General features: G+C 59.7%; 18 protein-coding genes and 1 pseudogene. 6 read left to right on the forward strand and 13 right to left on the reverse strand.

Features of this window, described 5'->3' with window-relative positions; genetic code table 11:
* Positions 1–25 precede the first annotated feature (25 nt).
* The 5 genes from QD461_RS30535 to QD461_RS30555 are packed head-to-tail and all read right to left on the reverse strand — an operon-like array spanning position 26 to position 6,286.
* Positions 26–1,159 (reverse strand): DUF917 domain-containing protein, encoded by a 1,134-nt coding sequence (locus tag QD461_RS30535; RefSeq protein ID WP_414090950.1) that lies wholly within the window; start codon positions 1,157–1,159, stop codon positions 26–28.
* Positions 1,152–2,708, reverse strand: a complete 1,557-nt coding sequence (locus QD461_RS30540; protein WP_414090951.1) for a hydantoinase/oxoprolinase N-terminal domain-containing protein — start codon at positions 2,706–2,708, stop codon at positions 1,152–1,154. The genes QD461_RS30535 and QD461_RS30540 overlap by 8 nt, the downstream gene beginning before the upstream one ends.
* Positions 2,709–2,725: 17 nt before the next feature.
* Positions 2,726–4,372: an ATP-binding cassette domain-containing protein gene (locus tag QD461_RS30545; RefSeq protein ID WP_414090952.1), complete on the reverse strand. Its 1,647-nt coding sequence runs from the start codon at positions 4,370–4,372 to the stop codon at positions 2,726–2,728.
* Between the two features lie 4 nt (positions 4,373–4,376).
* On the reverse strand, positions 4,377–5,258 hold the full coding sequence (locus tag QD461_RS30550) for an ABC transporter permease (protein ID WP_184705203.1): 882 nt from the start codon (positions 5,256–5,258) through the stop codon (positions 4,377–4,379).
* On the reverse strand, positions 5,258–6,286 hold the full coding sequence (locus QD461_RS30555; protein WP_414090953.1) for an ABC transporter permease: 1,029 nt from the start codon (positions 6,284–6,286) through the stop codon (positions 5,258–5,260). Before QD461_RS30555 ends, QD461_RS30550 begins: the two co-directional genes overlap by 1 nt.
* Positions 6,287–6,421: 135 nt before the next feature.
* Here QD461_RS30555 and QD461_RS30560 point away from each other — a divergent pair, with 135 nt between their 5' ends.
* Positions 6,422–8,776: a LuxR C-terminal-related transcriptional regulator gene (locus QD461_RS30560; RefSeq protein WP_414090954.1), complete on the forward strand. Its 2,355-nt coding sequence runs from the start codon at positions 6,422–6,424 to the stop codon at positions 8,774–8,776.
* Positions 8,777–8,800: 24 nt separating this feature from the next.
* Here the strand turns inward: QD461_RS30560 and mnhG are convergent, their stop codons facing one another.
* The 6 genes from mnhG to QD461_RS30590 are packed head-to-tail and all read right to left on the reverse strand — an operon-like array spanning position 8,801 to position 14,801.
* Complete coding sequence (mnhG, locus tag QD461_RS30565; protein WP_184705197.1) at positions 8,801–9,184, reverse strand: monovalent cation/H(+) antiporter subunit G; 384 nt, start codon at positions 9,182–9,184, stop codon at positions 8,801–8,803.
* The gene (locus QD461_RS30570; protein ID WP_414090955.1) at positions 9,181–9,462 is read right to left on the reverse strand and encodes a K+/H+ antiporter subunit F; all 282 of its coding nucleotides are present in this window, start codon (positions 9,460–9,462) and stop codon (positions 9,181–9,183) included. The genes mnhG and QD461_RS30570 overlap by 4 nt, the downstream gene beginning before the upstream one ends.
* Positions 9,459–9,935: a Na+/H+ antiporter subunit E gene (locus tag QD461_RS30575; protein ID WP_414090956.1), complete on the reverse strand. Its 477-nt coding sequence runs from the start codon at positions 9,933–9,935 to the stop codon at positions 9,459–9,461. Before QD461_RS30575 ends, QD461_RS30570 begins: the two co-directional genes overlap by 4 nt.
* On the reverse strand, positions 9,935–11,545 hold the full coding sequence (locus QD461_RS30580; protein WP_414090957.1) for a monovalent cation/H+ antiporter subunit D: 1,611 nt from the start codon (positions 11,543–11,545) through the stop codon (positions 9,935–9,937). Before QD461_RS30580 ends, QD461_RS30575 begins: the two co-directional genes overlap by 1 nt.
* Complete coding sequence (locus QD461_RS30585) at positions 11,542–11,880, reverse strand: Na+/H+ antiporter subunit C (protein ID WP_184705189.1); 339 nt, start codon at positions 11,878–11,880, stop codon at positions 11,542–11,544. Before QD461_RS30585 ends, QD461_RS30580 begins: the two co-directional genes overlap by 4 nt.
* Complete coding sequence (locus QD461_RS30590; RefSeq protein ID WP_414090980.1) at positions 11,880–14,801, reverse strand: monovalent cation/H+ antiporter subunit A; 2,922 nt, start codon at positions 14,799–14,801, stop codon at positions 11,880–11,882. Before QD461_RS30590 ends, QD461_RS30585 begins: the two co-directional genes overlap by 1 nt.
* Positions 14,802–14,879: 78 nt before the next feature.
* Between QD461_RS30590 and QD461_RS30595 the strand changes: the two are divergent.
* Both QD461_RS30595 and QD461_RS30600 read left to right on the forward strand, forming a co-directional pair.
* Positions 14,880–15,173, forward strand: a pseudogene (locus QD461_RS30595) (helix-turn-helix domain-containing protein); the annotation flags it as partial.
* A 293-nt stretch (positions 15,174–15,466) separates the two neighbouring features.
* A complete protein-coding gene (locus QD461_RS30600) occupies positions 15,467–16,012 on the forward strand; it encodes a cytochrome b (RefSeq protein WP_414090958.1) in 546 nt (181 codons plus the stop codon).
* Between the two features lie 34 nt (positions 16,013–16,046).
* On the opposite strand, the gene QD461_RS30605 is transcribed toward QD461_RS30600, so the two are convergent.
* The gene (locus QD461_RS30605; RefSeq protein ID WP_414090959.1) at positions 16,047–16,925 is read right to left on the reverse strand and encodes an aminoglycoside phosphotransferase family protein; all 879 of its coding nucleotides are present in this window, start codon (positions 16,923–16,925) and stop codon (positions 16,047–16,049) included.
* Between the two features lie 211 nt (positions 16,926–17,136).
* Between QD461_RS30605 and QD461_RS30610 the strand changes: the two genes are divergently transcribed.
* Positions 17,137–18,054 carry an ornithine cyclodeaminase family protein gene (locus tag QD461_RS30610; protein WP_414090981.1) on the forward strand — a complete coding sequence of 306 codons (918 nt, stop codon included), beginning with the start codon at positions 17,137–17,139 and terminating at the stop codon, positions 18,052–18,054.
* Between the two features lie 30 nt (positions 18,055–18,084).
* On the opposite strand, the gene QD461_RS30615 is transcribed toward QD461_RS30610, so the two are convergent.
* Positions 18,085–18,453, reverse strand: a complete 369-nt coding sequence (locus QD461_RS30615; RefSeq protein ID WP_414090960.1) for a VOC family protein — start codon at positions 18,451–18,453, stop codon at positions 18,085–18,087.
* A gap of 163 nt (positions 18,454–18,616) precedes the next feature.
* Between QD461_RS30615 and QD461_RS30620 the strand changes: the two genes are divergently transcribed.
* Both QD461_RS30620 and QD461_RS30625 read left to right on the forward strand, forming a co-directional pair.
* The gene (locus QD461_RS30620; RefSeq protein WP_414090961.1) at positions 18,617–19,123 is read left to right on the forward strand and encodes an NUDIX hydrolase; all 507 of its coding nucleotides are present in this window, start codon (positions 18,617–18,619) and stop codon (positions 19,121–19,123) included.
* Positions 19,124–19,226: 103 nt separating this feature from the next.
* A complete protein-coding gene (locus tag QD461_RS30625; RefSeq protein ID WP_414090962.1) occupies positions 19,227–19,769 on the forward strand; it encodes an adenylate kinase in 543 nt (180 codons plus the stop codon).
* Positions 19,770–20,024: the final 255 nt, after the last annotated feature.

Here is a 20,024-nt window from a genome sequence, read left to right on the forward strand (position 1 = left end):
TGTACGGGAACTGCCCCGCTTATGGTTAGGCTGCCTTCTGCCCTGGGGCTGGCAGCGGGGAATAGGTGATCTCCGGATATCCGAACGCGGCCGGGCCAACGACATCGAGCGCGCGAGCGCTGCGCAACAGCTCGTGGCAGGGAATGGCGACAACGGCGACGCGCTGGCCGTAGCGCAGCATTTCGGTGGTGATCGGATAGCCTGTATCGACATCGAGCAGCACGATTAGATCCGGCACGCAGACTTCGATCACGCCGTCACGACGGAAGACCAGGAACTCGTTCTGGATCGCCACATTCGCCGTCTGGCCGTTGCAATCGTCGAAGCCGGCCAGTTCCATATCGCCGATGACGAAGCCGCCGCGCAGATGACGCTTCAGGTCGGTGATCTTGCCGTTGAACACTCGCCGCCCGCCTTCCAGCGCGCAAACCGCGGCGATCGGATCTTCCTGTGCCCTGCGTGCGCGGATCACCGCTTCGCCAAGCGCGATCGCCTTGGTGAAGCTCTTTGGGATGCCGTACTGGTGGACGTAGTGAGCGTGCATCGGCGCCGTTGCCAGCATCGCGCCGCCGCCTTGCGCCACAACGCAGGCGCGAGCCATACGTTCGTGCCAAACTTCAGATACGGCATGGCTGAAGATCACCGCATTGCCGTGCAGATCGCACATGACCGACGGCGTCGAGCTGTGGCCGTAGATCGAGAAGGTCGTCATCTGCATTTCGGGAAAGGCCCGCCCCATCCCGTCACAATCGAGGATGGGCAGACCGCCGAGAGCCGCTGTGACCAGCGGGTTCATCGAATTCGCGCCGCCGATTTCCTCGCAGACGATGGCATCGATCGGCGTGCGGATAAGCTCTTCCATTGCCCGCAGGCAGCGTAATCCTTCACGCCCCTCGCGGATGCGCTCGACGCCGACGACGGGTGCGCCGATGCCGCCGATCGACATGCAAAGCGCATCCGGCTCGATGGCGTCTGTCGCGAGAACCTTCATCTCGTAGCCAGCCTTCATGGCTTCGAGGACGAGGAGCTTGCCCTGATAGGGGTTGCCGCCGCCACCGGTGCCGAGAATGCCCGCTCCGATTTCCAGCGCATCGAGATCCTCGGGCGTCAGCCGGCGCAGAGCGGCATCATCGTATTTCTGCTTACGCGTCTCAGGCATGATGGCCTCCCATTTCACCGACGACTTTGACGTGAATGCGCGTGGCGTTGCCTGGCAGATAGGCAAGCGGCGTGTCCTCGCGCTCGATAACTTCAAGGGTTTCTGCAAGGGCACCGGCAGCGATTGCCTTTTCACGCGCTTCGGCTTCAGCCTCGGCAAGCGCGCTCTCGCGCGTGCGACCGTCGACAAGCGAGAAGACCCGATCCGTCTCGCCGCTGATCTGGGCGATGGCGGCGCCAACGGCGTTTGCGACGGCAAAATTTTCCGGCATGATCACCTGGAGATCACCGATGCGATCAGGCATCAGGATCGAGCCGCCGCCGACTGCGATGACCGGCACCGGCGTAGAGGAAATGCGGCTCCGCTCGACGCAAGCCTCCAGCATGGCGTTGATCTTTGCCACTGCAGCATCAATTAGTCTCTTGTCGAGTTTGGTGACGAGCGCACTGTCACCGATTTCGGCCTTGCCGGCTGCTACAGCGATGTCGGTTGCCGTGAGTGTCGTGCCGCCGAAGCACATGGCTTCTTGGCGCACGCGATAGCCGACCGACTTAGGTCCGACGGTGATAGCCGTATCGCCGTTGACGACGAGCGAGCCGCCACCCAGGCCGATCGAGAAGACGTCAGGCATACGGAAATTGGTGCGGACCCCGCCAATATCGACCGTCGTAGAGGCCTGGCGGGGGAAGCCGTGCGAGAGAGAGCCGACGTCCGAGGTCGTGCCGCCGATGTCAACGACGACGGCATCCTTCAGCCCAGTCAGGAACGCTGCCCCACGCATGGAATTGGTCGGACCGGAGGCAAAGGTCAGCACCGGGAAAGCGCGTACGACATCGGCGGCCATCAGCGTGCCGTCGTTCTGCGTGATGTAGAACGGGCATGGGATACCTGCAGCGACAAGCGCCTTGCCGAAGGCAGCGACGGTGCGATCAGCAAGCGAGAGGAGGCTTGCGTTCATGATCGCCGCACTTTCGCGCGCCAAAAGGCCATGACGGCCGATATCCTTCGACATGACGACAGGCAGGCCGGGGCAATGCTGCTGCAGAATTTCCTTCGCTCGCAACTCCATGGCATCGTTGATGCCGCTGAAAACGCAGGTCACCGCGGCGGCCTTCAAGCCCTTTGACCGGATTTCGCCGGCGATGCGCACGATGGCATCCTCGTCGAGCGGCGAAAGTTCACGGCCATCGAACTCGTAGCCACCTTTGACCTGATAGCCGTGATTGCCGACGATCTCGCGCAGGTCATCGGGCCAATCAACCATGGGCGGCAGACCGGCGCCCGACGGCAAGCTCAGGCGGATGGCCGCAACCTCGTCCATATGACGGCGCTCGATGACAGCATTGGTGAAATGCGTTGTGCCGATCATGACGGCTGCGATGCGGGTACGATCGATGCCGGAGGCTTCGATGACCTTCTCCAGCGCCTCGACCACGCCCGACGTCACGTCTTCTGTCGTCGAGGCCTTGACCCCCGCCAGAACAGTTTTTCCCTCAAGGACGACAGCATCCGTATTGGTGCCGCCGACGTCAATTCCAACGCGATACACGTTAGGCTCCTCTTCGATCAGTCTGTGGTTTTGACGAGGAAGCGCATGCGCTCTTCCTCGCTCACGCTGGGCTTCAGGCGCTCTTCTTCGTCGGTGACGACGGGAATGGCGGCTATCAGCGCGCGTGTGTAGGGGTGATTGGGTGCGGCAAAGACCGCCGGCGTCGGTCCTTCCTCGACGACCTCGCCTCGCAGCATGATGGCGATGCGCGAGCAGAAATTGCGCATCAGCGATAGGTCATGCGAGATCATCAGATAGGTGAGACCAAGTTCTTCGCGCAGCTGCAACAGCAGCTCGATCACGGTTTTCTGCACCGACACGTCAAGCGCTGCCGTCGGCTCGTCCAGGATCAGGATCTTCGGCTCGGCAGCAAGCGCACGTGCAATCGCCACACGCTGCTTCTGGCCGCCGGAAAGCTCATGAGGGTACTTTGCCAAATAGGATTGCGGCAGGCGCACGAGATCCATGAGCTGCTTCATCCGCGCTTCGCGAGCCGGCCGATCCATGCCGATGGATTTCAAGGGCAGCGCAAGCGTCTGCTGAACATTGCGCTTGGGATTGAGCGAGGTGCCGGGATTTTGATAGACGATCTGCGTCAGCCGCTTACCACAACCCGGGGCCGGCGCGTCGATGGCCACGCTGCCCGACGTCGGGCGCGACAATTCCATGATGATGCGTGCGACCGACGTCTTGCCCGAGCCGGACTCGCCGGCCAATCCGAAGATTTCGCCTTGACGCAGCGTCAGGTTCACGTCGCGAACGGCATGGAAGCCGGGCTTCCTGCCGTAGATCTTGTTCAGCCCCTCCACCTTGACGATGGGAGCACGATCGCTCTGCGGCAGATCGACGACGCGGTCGCCATAAAGAGGCGGTACAGCATCGAGAAGCGCCTTGGTATAAGGCTGCTGCGGGCTGGTCAGAATCTCGCGACAAGGGCCGGCCTCGACGATATCGCCGTGATGCATGACCACCACACGATCCGCAACCTTGCGCACGACACCGAGATTGTGGGTGATCATGAGAAGAGCCATACCCTCCTCGACCACCAACTGGTTGATGAGATTGAGGATCTCGTCTTGCGTCGTCACGTCAAGCGCGGTGCCGGGTTCGTCAGCGATCAAGAGCTTCGGCTGGTGCAACAGTGCAAGCCCGATCAGAACGCGCTGACGCATGCCGCCCGAAAGCTCGGACGGATAGGCATTCATCACACGTTCGCCATCGGCAAGCTGCACGCGCCGCAAGATGGCAGCAATCCGCGTACGGCGCTCGGCCTTCGACGAACGGATACCATCGCGCTTGTCGGCAAAACGCATGACATCGTCGAGATGCGTGCCGATCTTGAAGACCGGATTAAAGGAGGAAAGTGGATCCTGCATGATCAAAGAAAAGGCGGTGCCTTTCAGCGCCTCGCGCTCCCGTCGCTGCATTTTAAGGACATCACGACCCGCGACAGAGATGGTGCCGGAACTGATGGTGGCGTTTCTTGGCAGGGTGCCGATGATTGCCTTCGCTGTCACCGACTTGCCTGATCCGGTTTCGCCGATCAGTGCGACGCGTTCGCCGGCTGCGACAGTCAGGGCGATATCGCGCAGCACCTGACGGGTGCGGCCGTAGGTCGTGAACGAGACGTTGAGAGCGTCGATCTTGAGAAGCGGCTCTGTCATGGAATCAGCCCTCCACATCAAACATGTCGCGCAAGCCGTCGCCTAGGAGATTGAACCCGAGCGTCACGTAAAAGACCGCGGCACCGGGGCAGACGACTTCCCACCAATAACTGGGCATAAACTGGCGGCCATCGGCGACCATGGAACCGAGGTCGGGAATGGGCGGCTTCACGCCGAAGCCAAGGAAGCTGAGGGTGGCGCCGAACAGGATGACGAAAGCCGCATCCAAGGTCGTCTTGACGGAAATGACCGCAACACAGTTCGGCAGAATTTCGCGGAACAGGATGTGCATGGGTCCGGCTCCGGCAAGCCGGGCTGCCTCGATATAGTCTTCCGACGCGATGGACTTGGAAACGGAGTAGATCAACCGCGCATGCCATGTCCACCACAGCAGCGTGATGGCGATCATCGCGTTCATCAGGTTCGGCTCAAGCAGGTTCGACACGGCAAGCGCCATGACGAGCGGCGGCATCGCCAGCATGACGTTCGTCAGACCCGTGATGATCTTTTCGACCCAGCCGCCGAAGTAACCGGCGATCAGGCCGAGCACCGTGCCGATCGGCACGGAAATGCCGAGCACGCCGATCACCAGAAGCAGGGAAACGCGCATGCCGAAAACGGTGCGGGAAAAGATATCCCGGCCCACCTTGTCGGTGCCGAACCAATGGGTGGCATCCGGCGCGACATGCCTGGCGCGGAAATCGACGACAGCGCCTACATGCTTCGGATAGGGCGTGAGCCAGGGAGCAAAGACTGCAAGCACGACAACGGAAATCAGGATCAGCGTACCGATCACCGCAGCCGGATTGCGGCTGAAGCGATACCACATCATATAGCCTGTGCTCAGAGCGCGATCGGAGGCGTCAAGCATCTTCATATCGGCCATCAGCGTGCCTCCTCGCGGCGCTGGCGCGGGTCGATGATCGAGATCAGGACGTCCACGACCAGGTTCGCAGCGATGAAAAACAGGCCGGCGACCAGCACCACGGCAGTCACCGCATTGAGGTCTTTCTGCAGAATGGCGTTCAGTCCGTAGGAGGCAAAGCCGCCCCAGGCAAACACCATCTCGATGACGAAGGCATTGCCGATGAGCGAGGCGAATTCGAGCCCCATGATCGTCAGCGGCGCGATCGACGACAGCTTGAGGAGATAGCGGAAAATGATGACCCGCTCGGGCACGCCGAAGCTCTGAAGAGTCAGGACATGGTCCTTGCGTTGGTTCTCAAGCATGGAGGACCGGGTGATACGGGTAATCTGTCCAATGCCGGCCATGGCGAGCGCGAAGGCTGGCAGGATGAGATGCTGGAGTGCGTCGAGAAACACGTCCAGACGACCGGCCGTCAGGCTGTCGATCAACAGGAACCCGGTCGGGCCGGCCTGAAAGCTTAGGGAATGATCGAGGCGACCGATGATCGGCCAGTTCGGCAAACAGCGAGCCGCCAGCAACTGCAGACTGATCGCAAACAGGAAGCTTGGGATAGTGACCCCAGTCAGCGACAGGATACGGCCGATATGATCCAGTGCGCGATCGCGGAAATGGGCTGTGATCACACCGAGCGGGATAGCCACCACGAACATGAAGATCACCGAGACGAGCACCAGCTCGACGGTCGCCGGCACGGTCTGCTCCAGATCGGTGGTAACAGGACGCTGCGAGACCAGAGACATGCCGAGATCGCCGCGCAGCGCCTTGCCGACATACTCGGCATATTGCGCCGGCAGCGGCTTATCCAAACCCATTTGCGCGCGCAGAGCATCGACCTGTTCCTGCGTTGCCGCCGGACCGAGTGCCATGCGCGCCGGATCGCCCGGCACGACGCGCGCAAGCGCGAAAATCATGATTGAGAGCGCGATCATGACCAGCACGAACGTGCCGAGCCGCGTCAGGATCGCGACCAACGGATGTTGCTGCATCGACGGGAGGTTCCTTGTTCGCCAGCTAACTGACAGACAACAATCCTCATCTGCGGGCGGCGAACAACTAGTTAAAAGTATAGTTTTTTGGCTTTAAGGTATAGGTTATTCATCCGCGATCGCTTACAAAGCGACATGGATGCACCGATCCCTCGCCAACGCCTTTGCCATCGCATCGCCGAGCAACGAGCCGGTGTCATCTTTCTGCGAGCCCCTGCTGGAGCAGGAAAGACCGTCACGCTTTCCATGGCCGCCGAGGGTATGGGCAAGCATGTATGCAACTTGCAGCAACCTCGCATGAACGACATCGAGGGTGGGTGGCTTTTCTGGGACGTGCCGGTCTCGGCTCGGTCGGCGCGTCTCTCCGCACCATTGCTGGAAAACATCGACATACTGGTCGTTGCCTGTCGTCCAGACCAGCGCATCAGCGGATTGGCGCGTCTCATTCTTCATCGCGGCTCGACGACGATCCGTGCGGACGAATTGACCTTCTTGGCGGAAGAATTGAGCGGCTTGCCGGCGGAAGACGCACGCAGCCTTCTTGAGCATTACGCTGGCTGGCCCGCCTTCCTGCCGCTGGTCGGTTCCAAAGCTCCGCGCCTGGCTACCGATTACTTGCGCGAGAATTTTCTTGGTCACCTTTCACCGGCGCAAACCGCCACCCTCTCGATCTGGCTTGAAACACCGATACCGACCGCCAACGAGGACTGGGCGGACTTGCTGCCTCCCCTCCTCATCGACGAGCCGGACAAGCACATCGAGCTCCGTCAGCTTCTCGTCATCGCCGTTAGCGAGCGTCTCGCGACATTCGAGAGCACTGTCGCCGTCATCGAAGTCGCATCTGCCTTCGAAAAAGCTGGGCGGGCACTGGCGGCCATGACCTTGCTTCTCGACCACGGGCACGAGGCACATGCAGCGCAGATTCTTGAGCGTTCCCGAGGGCTGGAGCTGATATACAGAAATAGCCTTGATGCCTTCCGTGACATCATCATGCGCTTCTCTCACGAAATGATCGCGACCAACGAGATCGTGCTTTTCGCGCTCGCGCGGATGCTATTGAAACTCGGGGAGCTGCAGCGTGTCCGCCATCTCGTCGGCAAACATCTGGGCTCGGATTATCTGGACCCGCTCAAGGTCTTGCTGCGCGGATCGCGCTTCTCCTTCGCTGCCCGAACCTTCAGGCTCAACCTCATGATCTCCGAGGATCTGATGCCCACCGACGCTATGATCACCCGCCTCGGGGAATTCATGGCTGATTACCCCATGGGCGATCACGGTAAATGGGCAGCCTACTACAATGCGCTGCTGGAGTTCGAAATCCGCCGTCGAAACTTTCGGGAGGCGGAAGCCGCCGCCGCCCGGGCGCTGATCTACCTTGGCCACATGGGCGGCCAGCCACTGCTCGAATTCTTCATTCACCTGCATCAGGCGGTGTTGCGGCTGATGAGCGGCGATGCGCTGTTTGCAAGGCGCGCCGCAAAAGATGCGCGCCTCAAGCTAGAGCAGGTGCCGCACATGGCGGAGGCGGAATTCCGCATGCTGCGCCTGGTGGAAGCCTGTATTGCCTATGAAGCAGGGCAGCCGCGCGATCTCCTCCAATTCGTTCAAGGCGAATTCGACGGTTTCGCCGCCGCCGAAATCTGGCCCAGCCTCATGCAATTTGCCCTTCACTACGCCTCGCAGATTCTAGCGGACCATTTTCCGATGGCGATACGGCCAGGATTTCTCGACGGACTTTGGATTCATCTGTCAGAGGGGCTGCAGTTCCACGCCATGATGGAAATCCGAACGGCCATCGCCTACCAGAATGCCGATCGCTGGGGCGATGCTGCTGCCACGCTTTCGGCAGTCCGCATGCGGATCGGCCGCAACTGGGTCGAGAGCGCGCATGAAGAGCTGACGCGCCTGACGAGGCGCGACGAGATCTCCTACACAATGGCCTGGCTGCGCGATGCTGTCCGCCTTGCGACGCCCCGTCCCTATCTCTCACGTCAGATCGACGCGCTGATCGCCAACCCCAAGGTGACGAACCGCGAGAAGGTCGCGCTGCAACTCTGGCATAGCTATGCCGCCTACCAACGCCGCGATAGAGCGGCAACCCGTGCTCACCTCTTGTCCGCGCTCGAAGCGTCGACCCGCCTCGGATGCCATGGCGTGCTCTCCGAGGAACGCATCTTTCTTTCCCCGCTGTTGAAGAACGAACGTATTCGCGGCTTCATCGAGACATCATCCGATGTCCGCACCGCACTTTCGCTCTTTGCCGCCTCCGTGAATTCGCCCCAAGCCCGCGCACTGCAAGGTGGCCTGTCGCAACGCGAGGCGCAGATGATGCAATTGATTGCCAGCGGCATGTCCAACAAGCGCATCGCCAATACGCTCAGCATTTCTGAGGTGACCGTGAAGTTTCACCTCGGAAATCTGTTTCGTAAGCTCGGTTGCCAGCGTCGGGCGGAGGCTATCCGTGCGGCAACCGCTCTCGGCTGGCTTTGAGCGCCGAAAGAACGAGCCGGTGGTCTATGGCAAAGGCCCTTCGGCCGAAGACTCGCCTCGCGCGTTCTTGGGCGGAACATTGCCATTCTGCTCGGCGCGATCGCGATGTAGTGCCGCTCGGGCGAGCAGCATGAAGGTGATGGGTGTCGTCACCGTTACGAAGATGCCGATCAGAAGTTCATGGATGACGAGGGAATGCGTCGATGTCGAAAAGAAGATCATCGATGCCACCATGATGGCACCGATACCGCCGCTCGTTCCCAGCGTGGGAGCATGGATGCGCTCGTAGAAGCTTCCCATTCTCAGAAAGCCGATTGCGCCGACGAGGGTTAGAAAGGCGCCGACTACAAGCAATCCACCGATGGGGATTGCGGCCCAAAGCGGTATGTTTTCGAATGGAGTGCTCATTCGATCACCTCGCCGCGCATCAGGAATTTCGCAAGTGCGACGGTCGCGACGAAGCCAAGCATGCCGATGACGAGCGCGGCCTCGAAATAGACCACCCGGCCCGTACTGATCCCGAAGGTAAGCAACAGCAGCATCGCGTTCACATACAAGGTATCGAGCGCAATGATGCGATCCTGGGCACGCGGGCCGCGAAACATGCGAACAGACGAGATCGCCATGGCAGCGACGATCATCAGCTGCGCGACCGAGACGGATATTTGGATGATCATCGCGCTCATGCGAATATCTCCATCAACAGGCTTTCATAGCGGTTGGCGACAGTTTCGCGCCATAGTGCCTCGTTCTCGAGATCAAGCACATGGAGCAGAACGGTATTGTCGTTGGAATCATATTCGAGCCATGCGGAACCGGGCGTGCTGGTGAGGATGACGGCGAGCAATGCCAACGAGATCTGATCCCGAACCCGGAGTTCCAGGGTCACGAAACCAGGTGTCGCGTTCCGCGAACCGCCGCGCAGGATGATCCACGCCACCTGCACATTCGATTTCAACACGTCGAAAACGACGCGAAAGAAGAGCTTGGGCAGCAGATACCACTTTCTCAACTTCGGCTTTTCGGGCCGCAGCGACGCCATGGCCCAGGAGGCAAAGACGGCGACGACGATGCCGAGAAGAAGATGGCCGAGCGTGAAGCCGTTCAGCAGGAGCCAGATCAGGATCAGGGCCAGGGTCAGCAACGGATACGGCAGCATCACGAACCTCCTGCCTTGCTCGACACGACTGCCGCATTGCGGACTGCGTTGACATAGACGCTGGGATCGCTGAGCGTCCGGATCGTTGCCTCCATATATTGCATGACGGAACCCGCCCATATGGTGAGCGCAAGCGTCAGGGCAAGCAGGCCCATGACCGGCAATATCTCGATGACGAGCACGCGCGGGACCGTGCCCTCAAGCGAGCTCCAGAATGTGCGAATGCCGGCGCGTGTCATGGAAATCAGGGCGGCAATGCCGGACAGGATTACCAGCAGGATCAACGCCCAGACGGAGGCGCTCGGCGGCACGCCGATCGCGCCTGTTCCCATCATGGCCGACAGCATCGCAAACTTGGCGACGAAGCCTGAAAGCGGCGGCAGGCCGGCCAGAAGGATGGCGCAGGCGGCAAAGCAGATGCCAAGCATCGCCGTGGTGCCGGGCATGGTGACCCCGTCGCCTTCCTCAGGCTCCTTCTCCTCGGCGTCCCCATAGGCTTCCATGGTAACCGCAAGAACGCTGGCGCCCGCATCCTGACCGCGCTCGACAAGCTCGATCAGCATGAAGAAGGCGCTGATCGTCAACGTGGAGCTGACGAGATACATCAAGGCACCGGCCGAGATGGATCCATCGTTGATGCCGATCACCATCAGCAGGGTTCCGGACGACACCAGCACAGAAAAGCCGGCAAGCCGCCCGAGCGCCTGCGATGCCAGAACCCCGATAATGCCGAAAATCAACGTCGCCATGCCTCCATAGAGGAGCATGGTCGCGCCGAAGCCGGCTGAAGGCCCTTGACCGAAAAGAAGCATGGTCAGTCGCAGGATGACATAGATCCCGAGCTTGCTCAGAATGGCGAATATGCCTGCAACGGGTGCCGACGCTGCACTATATGCGGTCGGCAGCCAGAAACACAGCGGCCACATGCCGGCCTTAATCAGGAAAGCGATGCCGAGCACGCCGGCGCCTGCCTGCATGAGCATGCGGCGGTCAGCGGCCATTTCGGGAAGGCGCACTGCAAGATCGGCCATATTGAGCGTTCCCGCCGTGCCGTAGATCAGGCTGACACCGATGAGAAAGAGCAGCGCTGCCGCGAGATTGACGGCGATGTAGTGCATTCCCGCTTTGACGCGAAGTGGCCCGGAACCATGGAGCAGCAGGCCGTAAGAGGCGGCCAGCATCACTTCGAAGAAGACGAAGAGATTGAAAAGATCGCCGGTCAGAAACGCGCCATTGACGCCCATGAGCAGCAACTGGAACATGGTGTGGAAATGGGCGCCGACCGCATGCCAGCGCGCAAGCGAGAAGATCAATGCGGCAACAGCGACAATCGACGTCAGCAGAAGCATGAGCGCCGAAAGACTATCGAGCACCAGCACGATACCAAAGGGCGCGCTCCAGTTTCCGAGAAGATAGGCTTGTTCCCGGCCCGCGGACCCGCCTTCCGTGCGGAAGAGCGCGAGCGCAATGCCGACCAACAGAAGCGCAGCCGCCAAGCTGACAAGCGCTTTCAACGTGCGGTCGCGCTCGTCGATGAACAGGAGAACGGCACCCGCGACCAGCGGCAACAGGATGGGAGCGATGATGAGGTGGTGCGACCAGCCTGTCATTTCCGGTCGCTCCTTCCGTCGACATGGTCAGTGCCGGTCAACCCGCGCGAGGCAAGCAGCACGACGAGGAAGAGCGCGGTGGTCGCAAAGCCGATGACGATCGCCGTCAGCACCAATGCCTGTGGCACCGGATCGGCGAGCGTCGATGTCGGCACGCTGCTCGACAGCAGCGGCGGCATGTTCGTCTTCACGCCACCGACGCCGAAGATGAAGAGATTGACGGCATAGGATAGTAGCGAAAGGCCGATAATGACCTGATAGGTGCGAGGACGCAGAATCAGCCAGACACCGCAGGCTGTCATCACACCGATAGCAACGGACAAGATGAGTTCCATCAATCCCCCTTTGCCTTTTCCGCCTCGATGGCGCGAAGGCGGTTGATACGGATCGATTGATGCGCAAGCGCGACAAGGATCAGGACAGTTGAGCCGACGACGAGCATGAAGACGCCGAGGTCGAAGAGCAGCGCGCTCGCGGCCGGTACCTTCCCGATCAGCGGCACATCCAGATACTGGAAATGCGACGTGAGGAATGGGTAGCCGAAGAACCATGCGCCTGCGCCTGTCGCCGTCGCAACGAGCAGGCCGGCCCCCATCCAGCGCAATGGCAAGATGCGAATGCGATCCTCCGCCCAGCGCGTGCCGCCGGCGAGATATTGCAACAGGAACGCGATGGACAGTATCAGGCCCGCCGAAAAGCCGCCGCCAGGCAGATCATGCCCGCGCATGAAGATATAGACGGACAAGGTGATCACGAAGGGGAACATCCATTGCATGATCACCGACGGGACTAGCAGATAGTCCCGCACGGTATCACCGGCGGAACGTTCCGGCCGCTCCTCGTCGAAGCGATTCTGGATCCGCTGCTGCTCCGGCATTTCCATGCTATCGGGAGCCGGGCGGAAACGACGCAGAAGCGCATAGACGGTGAGCGCGACCACGCCGAGAACGGCGATTTCACCCAGGGTATCGAAGCCGCGGAAATCAACCAGAATGACGTTTACGACATTCTGCCCGCCACCCTTTGAGTATGCATTCTCAAGGAAATAATTCGCAATGGCATCGGGTGCCGGCATGGTCATGACGGCATAGGATATGAACACCATACCGACGCCGCAGGCGACGGCAACCGTAAGGTCGCGAAAACGGCGGAAGCGGGCGCGCAGTTCCACGGTATCATCGACACCTTCCGTCCGCTTCGGTAGCCAGCGCAAACCGAGCAGAATGAGAACCGTCGTGACGATTTCAACAAGCAGCTGCGTGATCGCGAGGTCCGGTGCAGACAGCCAGACGAAGGTCATGCAGACAATCAACCCGACGCCGCCGAGCATCACGAGAGCCGCAAGCCGGTGATATTTGGCGAGAAATGCCGTACCGATCGCAAGGCAGATGCCGATCGCCCAAACCGATGCGAAGACCGGATCGGCGCCCGAAAAGGCGAAATGGGGCGCTTCAAAGCCGGATAGATAGAGCGGGAGCAGGCCGGCCGCAAAGCCGGTCACGACCACCCAGCGAAGCTGTGGCTGCAAATTACGCGTACCGATCCGCTTTTCGGCATTTCTGGCCCAATTCCATGAAACCTCGACCAGAACGCGCTCGAAGATACGTTGACCCTTCAGGCCACGGAACAGCGGTGGGCCGTCCTCGCATCGCGACAGATAATCCTTGAAGACGAAATAGAACACTGTTCCGCCGACGAGAGCGATGACGCTCATGACGAGCGGCAGATTGACGCCATGCCAAAGCGAAAGACTGTATTGCGGTGTGTCAGCGTGCAAAACGCTGACGACTGCCGCCTGTAGGAAAGGAGCGACGGATATGGCTGGTACGATACCGACGATGAGGCACACGATCACAAGCAATTCAATCGGGAAGCGCATCCAGCGCGGCGGTTCATGCGGCTTGACGATCGGCAGGTCTGTCGGCGCGGGACCGAAGAACACCGTTTGAATGAAGCGCAATGAATAGGCGACGCTGAAGGCGCTCGCCAGGGTCGCCACATAGGGCAAGATCCGGTCCAGAATGGAATCGGCATGCGTCTCGATGGCTTCCGCGAAAAACATCTCCTTCGACAGGAAGCCGTTCAGGAGGGGAACGCCGGCCATCGCAGCGCTCGCAACGATCGCCAGCGCACCGGTGAACGGAAGGTATCGGAACAACCCGCTCAAGCGCCGCATGTCGCGCGTGCCCGTCTCATGATCGATGATACCGGCCGCCATGAACAGCGATGCCTTGAAGGTCGCATGGTTCAGCATATGGAAGATGGCGGCGACGGTCGCAAGTGGGCTGCCGAGGCTGAGCAGCGTGGTGATGAGGCCCAGGTGGCTGATCGTCGAATAGGCGAGCAGCCCTTTGAGGTCCTGTTGGAACATCGCGAAATAGGCGCCGAGCAACAGGGTGGTGATCCCTGCCGCGCCAACAATATAGAACCACTCGTCCGTGCCGGCCAGAACGGGCCAGAAGCGCGCCAGCAGAAAAACGCCGGCCTTCACCAGCGTCGCCGAATGCAGATAGGCCGAGACGGGCGTCGGGGCGGCCATGGCATTCGGAAGCCAGAAGTGGAAGGGGAACTGTGCACTCTTGGTCAGCGCACCGAGCAGGATCAGCACCAGCGCCGGCGTATAGAGCGGATGATTGCGGATGAGGTCGCCGGACGCCAGAATCTTATCGAGATCGTAGCTGCCTACGATGTGACCAAGCAGGATCACTCCGATCAGCAGGCAAAAGCCGCCGATGCCGGTAATCGTCAACGCCATGCGCGCGCCATCGCGGGCGGCAGCGCTGTTATGCCAATAGCTGATCAGCAGGAAAGAGAAAATGCTTGTCAGCTCCCAGAATATCGAGAGCAGGATGACATTGCCCGAAAGCACGATACCGAGCATCGCCCCCATGAAGGCAAGCAGGAAAGAGAAAAAGCGAGGAACAGGATCCTCTTCCGACATATAATATCGGGCATAGACGATGACGAGGAAGCCGATGGCCGTGATGACCACGGAGAAGAGCCAGGAAAAGCCATCCATCCGAAGGCTGAAATCAAGCCCGAGCTGGGGCAGCCATTCGATGCTGTATCGCACCACCCCTCCGTCAATGACGGCTGGGTACGAACTGATTGCGATCAATAGCGCAATAAAGGTCACCGAGCCGGCGATCCAGGCCGGCGTGCGGCGCGAGGTCGTGCGCAAGAGGCATACGGAAAGAAGACTTCCGATAAACGGCAGAGCCAAAAGTACTAAAATGAAAATAGGCTCGCGGGTTATCCCAAAACGTCGTTCCTTCGCTTGGCCGGATCACCTCAGTCCCCGCAACGGCGAACACCTCTAGCAAACCGGCGTAATATGCCCTATATGATAGATATTGACCAATATGGGCAGTTTGAAACTGCACGTCAAGGTAAGAAGGCGATGATTTTAACACCAGCGCTCTGTCGAGCAGCCCGAGGATTTCTCGACTGGACCCAAATGGATCTCGCCGACCGCTCGGGGGTATCCCGCAGCACGATCCGCGACTATGAGGGCGACCGCCATAGCCTGCACCGGGCAACCGAGGCTCAACTGCGACTGGCTCTCGAAACCGGAGGAATCGTCTTCTTCCGCATCGATGGGCACAAAATCGGAATTTGCCTGAAGACTCCTAACACAGATGCGCTCACTCCGGCACATACGGAAAGCTGCGAAATCCTGTCCATATCGGGCGACCAGGATCCTATACCGCGCAAAACCGGGCAATGATGTTTGGCCTTTTGGCCCGAACACCAGCATTCCCCTTGAATTGAGCGACTGCCGCAGCCGTCGACCTGGGCTCCGGATTGATCATCCCATTAACGCCCCGCTCGCGAGAAGGTGAACGGGCGGGCCTTCAAATCAGCCATACTCGGACCGATGACGCCTCCGCGCCGTATCCCCAGGACGACCGGAGAGACCCCATGTCCGTCACCAGTGCCCCGGCAGCCGCCCAATACCGACCATCGCAGCGAATCTTGCACTGGCTGATGGCCATCGTCATCATTTCCGCCCTCGCCCTCGGCCTTTACTGCTCGTATCTCGTGCCGGGCAGGCCGTTGCGCCGCGCACTTCTCGACGTGCATAAATCGCTTGGTATGATGGCGTTCGTCCTGATCGCCATCCGCTTGCCGCTACGACTTTCGCTTGGCGAGCCGGCATATCAGGGGCCGCTCGATATCCTCAACCATTATGCAGCACGCGGCGCGCATATCCTGCTTTATGCGCTGATGATCCTGATGCCGCTTGCGGGTTACACAACCTCTGCGGCGGGTGACCATGACCTTCCCTGGTTCGGTCTTTTCCAATGGCCGAACCTGTTGCCCGTCAACAAAACACTGGAGCGGACCGCCGCCGATATCCATGAATACGGTGCCTACTGCCTTTACGTCATTGTGAGCGCGCATATCCTCGCCGCACTCTGGCATCACTTCTTTCGCAGAGACGACGTGCTCAAACGCATGCCGTAACGGCCGAAGCGGGGGCCCGCAAATCCACCGACGGTTACCGCATGCCTAGACGCGACAAGGTGAGACGCGACTGTTCGCACAGAGCTTCGTTCAGGCCACCGCGATAGTAGCTGAGCGCGATGACCGCGCCGTACAGCGCCCACCCTTCGGCTCTCAGCCAATCGGCATCATCCACCTCGCAGGCCATGCGAAAGACATCGCGGGCGGAGGGGTCGACCCACGACCACGCTGCCGCGTAGTCGGCAGCGGGATCGCCGACGGCGCAAAGGCCCCAATCGATCACCCCGGTCAGTTGCCCGCCCTCGGCTATCAGATTATCCGCCTTGAGATCGCCGTGCAGCCAGACGGGCGGTCCTCGATGCGCGGTGGCGCAAGCCCGCTGCCAGAGATCGTGGGCCGCAGGGGCGTCGATCTCATTCGCCAGAATGTCGATCGCCCCAAGCGTAACCGGAGACAGAACCTCCAGAGCCACGCCACGGCGATGATTGAGTTCTCCCGCAAGCGGCGCGCCTTCCGTGCCAACCAGATGCAAAGCCTTGAGAAATTCAGCCAACGCTAGTGCTGCGGCGGTCGGATCGGCAATATTGGCCGGAGAGGCGATCTTCCCTTCCATCCAGTCGAAAATGCCGAAGTTGCATTTCAGCCCAAGCTCGGTGCTTCCACGGAAGCGCAATCTCGGCACCTTTAGCGGCAAATCCGCAAGCCGGGGCAACCAATCGAGCTCTTTGTCGATCAGATGCACGGCAGCCTCGCGGCGCGGAAGACGCAAGAGCAATGCTTCGCCTATGCGATAAATCGCATTGTCGGTGCCGGAGGATCTCAGACGCTGTATCGGAAGATCTGCCCATTGCGGCGTCATCTCCGATAGTAGGTGCCGGATCGCATTCTCCTGCGGCGCGACATCATCGTGCATGCTGAAATCCGTTGCTATTTTCGTTGACGGGGTCGGGGTGGTGCAAATCCGGCGTCACTCAGCCTACCCGCCGGTTTACAGGGCTTCCGCGATCTGCACCAGTATCGGAAGCAATACAAATTTCGCATCCATTTTTCACCACTTCGCCTATTGGGCTTGACCTCAACTATGCTTGAGGTTGCATCATGCTCCGCGCTGGAGGCAATCGGTGATGAGAATACTGCAGGATGTGGACTTGGATGGCCTTGTATCGATGCCATTCGCAATCGATGTCATGGAAGCAGCTTTCCGAGCGAAGGCAGCAGGCCGCTTGATAGCTCCGCCTCGACATCATGTCTCGTTTCCGGGTCATGGCGATCTCGTCTTTACGATTGGCGGTGTTCTTGGCCAACAGCCTCTTGCCGGCTTTCGTGCCTATGAAACATTCAGCGGCATGGAGCACTCGCAGATCGTCGCAGTTTGGTCAGCGGATAGTGCGCAGCTCAAAGGCATTATTCTGGGTGAAAGATTAGGTCAAATCCGGACGGGAGCCATCGGAGGCCTTGCTATTCGTCATCTCACCTCTCCCGACGCCAGAACAGTTGGCGTTTTGGGCAGTGGCGCCCATGCTCGAACCCAGTTACTTGCCGCCGTGGCGGCAAGAGAGATATCGGCCATTCGTATCTTCAGCCGCGATCGGCGCAACCGTGTAGCCTTCGCTGAAAGCATGCAACGGCAATTGGACCTAACCGTAGAACCGGTTGGTAGCGTTGCAGAGGCAGTCGCGGATGCCGACATCGTTCTTTGCGCAACGAACAGCAATGTGCCTGTCATTCATGCGTCCGATCTGAAGCCTGGCGCGCACGTCAACACGATCGGTCCGAAAACGCTTTCTGGGCATGAGATCGGTCTCGACATAGCGGACGCGGCCAGCGTGATTGTCACGGATTCGCTCGATCAAACGCGGGCCTATCCCTCTCCCTTTTTTCTCGCCGGATCCAGCAACGAGCACCGCATGCGCGAGCTTGCAGATGTTGCTGTTCAGGCAGTCTCCAGCCGGACATCACCTCTCGACACAACATTATTCTGCTCGGTCGGTCTGGCGGGAACGGAGGTCGTATTGGCATCGGCCATTCTCGACATCCAGTGAGCAACCGATACCCCCGGAACAGCACTCGTTTCACATCGGCTCCCCAACTTCCACCGCATGGTTGTCCGGATCGTAGAAGCGAAAGACGCGCTGTCCCCAATCCTGCCGTTCGATGGGATGGATGAGCGCGACATGCTGCGCTATCCTTTCGAAGGCTGTATCGATATCGTCGTCCTCAAAATAAAACAGGACATTTTGACGCCCATAGGGTTCCGATGCTTCCGTGGGTGCCTTCCAGATCGTCCGCTCGAGCGCTTGCCCCTCATGAATTGCAAAGCCTGTCTCGAATAGGACGAAACTCCCGAAATCACTCAGGATCTTGAGACCCATGACGTCGCGATAAAATGCCTTGGAGCGATCGATATCGCTGACAAAGGGAATTGGATTGACGAAGCGCATTCTTGACACCAATGCAGTTGATTAAGATGGACCCCAAAAAAACGACCTTCCAAATTGCATCGAAAACGTGCATCTCCGATTATTATATCGTTTCCGGATGCAGGACCTGTGTCAATTCTTCGGGGATTGCGATCTTGGCCCGAGGCAATTGGAGGATTGATTGATGACCGATGATGCGCGCACGATGATCGTCATGGATGCGGGAAATTCACGTTTCCAGTTTCGGGCCGGCGCTTTGATCCGCGCCAACGGCCATATCCTCATCCACCGTGCAGTTAGAGACCCTTTCTGGGTTCTGCCCGGCGGCCGGGTGGAATTTCACGAAGCCGGCGCCGAAACGCTCGCGCGCGAAATCGAGGAGGAAATCGGCTGTGCGGCAACCATAGGGTCGCTGCGCTTCGTGATCGAGAATTTTTTCGAACTCGATGGACGAAGGGTTCATGAAGTCGGCTTCTACTACGATGCGGAATTGTCCCGGCCGCTGCCCTTTCACGAGGACGAGATCGTTCACCGGATCAAGGACGGGGGTACCGACCTCGAATTTCGCTGGGCGCGGCCGACGCGAGCTGTTCTGGAGCAATTCGATCTGAAGCCCGCGCCCTTGCTCGCCTTGATCGAGTCGATGCCCGCCGGCGTTCAACATATCGTCCGCCGCAATGCCGCAGGATGAGGCATCGCCGCCCTGAAATACAGAATGTTCTTGACTGCCTTTTGGAGGCGCAATCCACTTCTATTAGGTTGTTCCAACACTCGAATTTGCAGGTTGTTCACTGATGTCGCGGATCGTCATTCTGGGAAATGCGGGCGGCGGGAAATCCACTCTTGCGCGCAGATTGGCCGAAAGGCATGGGCTCAGCCATTTCGAAATAGACAAGCTTCTTTGGCTGGAAGGCTGGATACCGGCGCCTGTCGACACCTATTCCGAGCGTCATCGGCAGATCATATCGGGTGACAACTGGATCCTCGACGGGCTTGGACATCGCGATTCCATAGCATCGCGCATTGACCGCGCCACCCATATCGTCCTTATCGACATGCCGCTCTGGATGCATTTCTGGCTCGCCGCGGAAAGGCAGATCGCCTGGTCTTCCGGTGAATTGCAGCACACTCCTGGCGGCCTCTCGGCCATGCCGCCGACGCGCGACCTCTTTCGAACGATATGGGAAATAGATCAGGGCTGGATGCCCGGCATTCGGAGCTTGTGTGACAATGCGGCGAGAGCCGGCAAGAAACTGGTCCGCATTTGCAGCGTCGAAGAACTGGAGCTGCTTGCAAGAACGGCAGATGTCGCCGACTGGCTCTCTGCGACGTCATGAGACCGCGCGACGAGTATAGGACCTCAAAGGCTTGACGTCCGCCTTGTGTTGAGACTGGGCGGGCGGGACCGTGTCTGGAGGACGGCGCAAGGCGGCTTATCAACAAGAGCGGCACGAGCCGACGACCGATGCAACAGAAGGCTGTTGCGCGTCGTGACGCCGTCGGCCAACATGCCGGCGAGTCCGGTCTCGAGACCTCGCCTGAAATGCAGAACGACACTTGTTTCGGCACCGCCGATGCAGATCATGCGTTTC

Source organism: Rhizobium sp. BR 314, from assembly GCF_047445805.1.
GTDB lineage: Bacteria > Pseudomonadota > Alphaproteobacteria > Rhizobiales > Rhizobiaceae > Rhizobium > Rhizobium lusitanum_B.